Below are 3103 nucleotides of genomic sequence, written 5' to 3'. Positions count from 1 at the left end.
GAATAGATAATCAGGTAAAAATAAGAGGCTTTAGAATAGAAATTGGAGAAATAGAAAATCAACTTTCAAAGCTAAAAGAGATAAAAGAAGCCGTAGTATTAGCAAAAAGTGATGATAAAGGAGATAAGTATCTTTGTGGATATGTTACCTCAGAAGGAGAAATATCTGTTACTGAAATAAAAGATGAACTTTCGGAAAAATTACCATCATATATGATACCTAGCTATATAGTAAAGATGGATAAGTTACCATTAACCACAAATGGAAAAGTGGATAAAAGAGCTTTACCAGAGATTGATATAACACAAATTATGGAGGATGAGTACGAGGCTCCAAGAAATAAAATAGAAGAAAAGCTAGTAGAAATATGGGAAGAGATATTAGGAATAGAAGGAATAGGAATAAATCATAACTATTTCGATTTAGGAGGACATTCATTAAAGGCAGCAGTAATCATAGCTAAAATAAATAAGGAATTAGAAGTAGGAATAAAGGTAAAAGAGTTATTTGAGAATCCAACCATAAAAGGTTTAGGCAGAGTAGTAGAAAGAGCTGAGAAAAAAGAATACATAGTAATAAGTAAAGCAGAAGAAAAAAATTTCTATAAAGCATCTTCAGCTGAAAAGAGAATGTTCACATTATGGGAAATGGATAAGGCTAATACTGTTTATAATGTTCCTATGATATTAGAAATAGAAGAAGAATTAGATGAAGAAAAAGTAGAAATAGTATTAAATGAATTAATAAAGAGACATGAAGCTTTAAGAACAAGTTTCCATGTGATAGATGGGGAAATACTGCAGACAATCCATAAGAGATGGAAGTTAGATTATGGATATGAAGAAGTAGAAGAAAATTTAGTTAAAGAAAAAATAGATGATTTTATTAAGCCATTTGATTTAACAAAAGCTCCATTAGTGCGAAGTAAATTAATAAAATGCAAAGATAAAAAATACATATTTATATTGGATCTTCATCACATAGTAGCAGATGGAGTATCTATGAGCATATTAATGAAAGAGTTTGTTGAACTTTATAAGGGATATAGTTTAAGAGAACCACAATTACAATACAGAGATTACTCAGAATGGCAAAATAGCTTAGAAACAAATGGAACAATAGAAAGACAAGAACAATATTGGTTGGATAGATTGAGCGGAGAAATACCAGTATTAAATATAGTAACAGATTATGAAAGACCAAATGTTCAAAGCTATGAAGGTGACAGAGTAAATTTTGTAATTGATAACAAATTAAAAGAGAAACTAAACAACGCAGCAAAGGAAACAGGAACAACATTATATATGTTGCTTCTAGCAGCATATAATGTGATGCTGGCAAAATATAGTGGGCAAGAAGATATTATAGTAGGAACAGCACAAGCGGGAAGATCCCAGGCAGAACTTGAAGATACTGTCGGAATGTTTGTAAACACAGTAGCTCTTAGAAATCAGCCAAATGGAAATAAAACTTTTAGAGAATTCCTAGCTGAATTAAAAGATAATACCTTGAAGGATTTTGAAAATCTAGACTATCAATTTGATGATTTAGTTAATAAATTAGATGTTAAGAGAGATGTAAGCAGGAATCCAGTATTTGATGTAATGTTTGTTCTTGAGAATATGGATTTTGGTATAGATGAAAACTATATGAAAATTAAATTAATTGAATCAGAGTTAAATATATCAAAATTCGATTTGACATTAGTTGGAGCAGAGACAGAGGATGGCATAAACTTTAATTTAGAATATTGCAGCAAGTTATTTAAAAAAGAGACAATAGAAAGAATGAAAGAACACTACACCAATATATTAGACTGCGTAGTATCTAAATTAGATAGTAAGATATGTGAAATTGATGTAATTGGTGCAGAAGAAAAGGATAAACTATTAAATGAGTTTAATAAAACAGAAATGAAATATCCAAAGGATAAAACAATACAGCAATTATTTGAAGAACAGGCAGAAAAGTCACCAGATAATATAGCAATAGAATATGAAGACAAAAAATTAACATATGGTGAATTAAATGAAAGAGCAAATTCTTTGGCAAGAGTATTAAGAGAAAAGGGTATAAAAGCAGATACAGTTGTAGGAATAATGGTAGATAGATCACTAGAGATGATGATAGGAATAATGGGAATATTAAAAAGTGGAGGAGCATATTTACCAATAGATCCTGAATACCCAGAAGACAGAATAAAATATATGCTTGAAGATAGTAACGCTAAATTAATATTAAGAAAGAAAAATGTAGGAGAAGATATAGATTATTCAGGAGAAACAATATATTTAGAAGATAAAAACTTATATGTTAAAGAAAAGAACAACTTAACTTTGATAAATAAGACAAATAATTTAGCTTATATTATATATACATCTGGTTCAACCGGAACACCAAAAGGAGTTTTAATTGAACATTACAGTGTAATGAAATTGGTTAAAAACCCCAATTATATAGATGTAACTTGTAATGATACATTATTACAACTATCTAATTATGCATTTGATGGCTCTATTTTTGATATATATGGATCATTATTAAATGGAGCAAAACTCGTTATGCTTAATAAAAATGATTTACTTGAAATAAATAAATTAGGAAGCATAATAACGAATAAAAAGATAAGTGTATTCTTTGTTACTACAGCATTATTTAATAGTATCGTGGATAATAATATAGAATGCTTAAAGAATATAAGAAAAGTACTTTTTGGAGGAGAGAGTATATCTGTACGGCATGCTAAAAAGGCACTTGAATATCTTGGAGAAAACCACATAGTGCATGTATATGGACCAACAGAAGGAACTGTATATTCTACTTATTATAATATTAATCATATAGATAATACTAAAGGCTGTAATAACATACCGATAGGAAGTCCTTTAAGTAATTCAAAAGCATATATATTAGGAAAAGATAACTGCTTAGTGCCAATAGGGGTAGCAGGGGAGTTGTGTGTTGCAGGAGATGGGCTTGCAAGAGGATATTTAAATAGAGAAGAATTAACAAGAGAAAAATTTGCAGATAATCCATTTGAACCAGGAGCTAAAATGTATAGAACAGGAGATTTAGCAAGATGGCTTCCAGATGGAAATATAGA

1 protein-coding gene is annotated in these 3103 nt (G+C 29.5%); it reads left to right on the top strand.

Features of this window, described 5'->3' with window-relative positions; translation table 11 throughout:
* On the top strand, positions 1-3103 hold a 3103-nt coding region (locus CLOBL_RS26900), incomplete at both ends, for a non-ribosomal peptide synthetase (protein WP_143323972.1).

The organism is Clostridium sp. BL-8, from assembly GCF_002006495.1.
Lineage (GTDB): Bacteria > Bacillota > Clostridia > Clostridiales > Clostridiaceae > Clostridium.
This window is presented reverse-complemented; position numbering and strand designations above follow the sequence as displayed.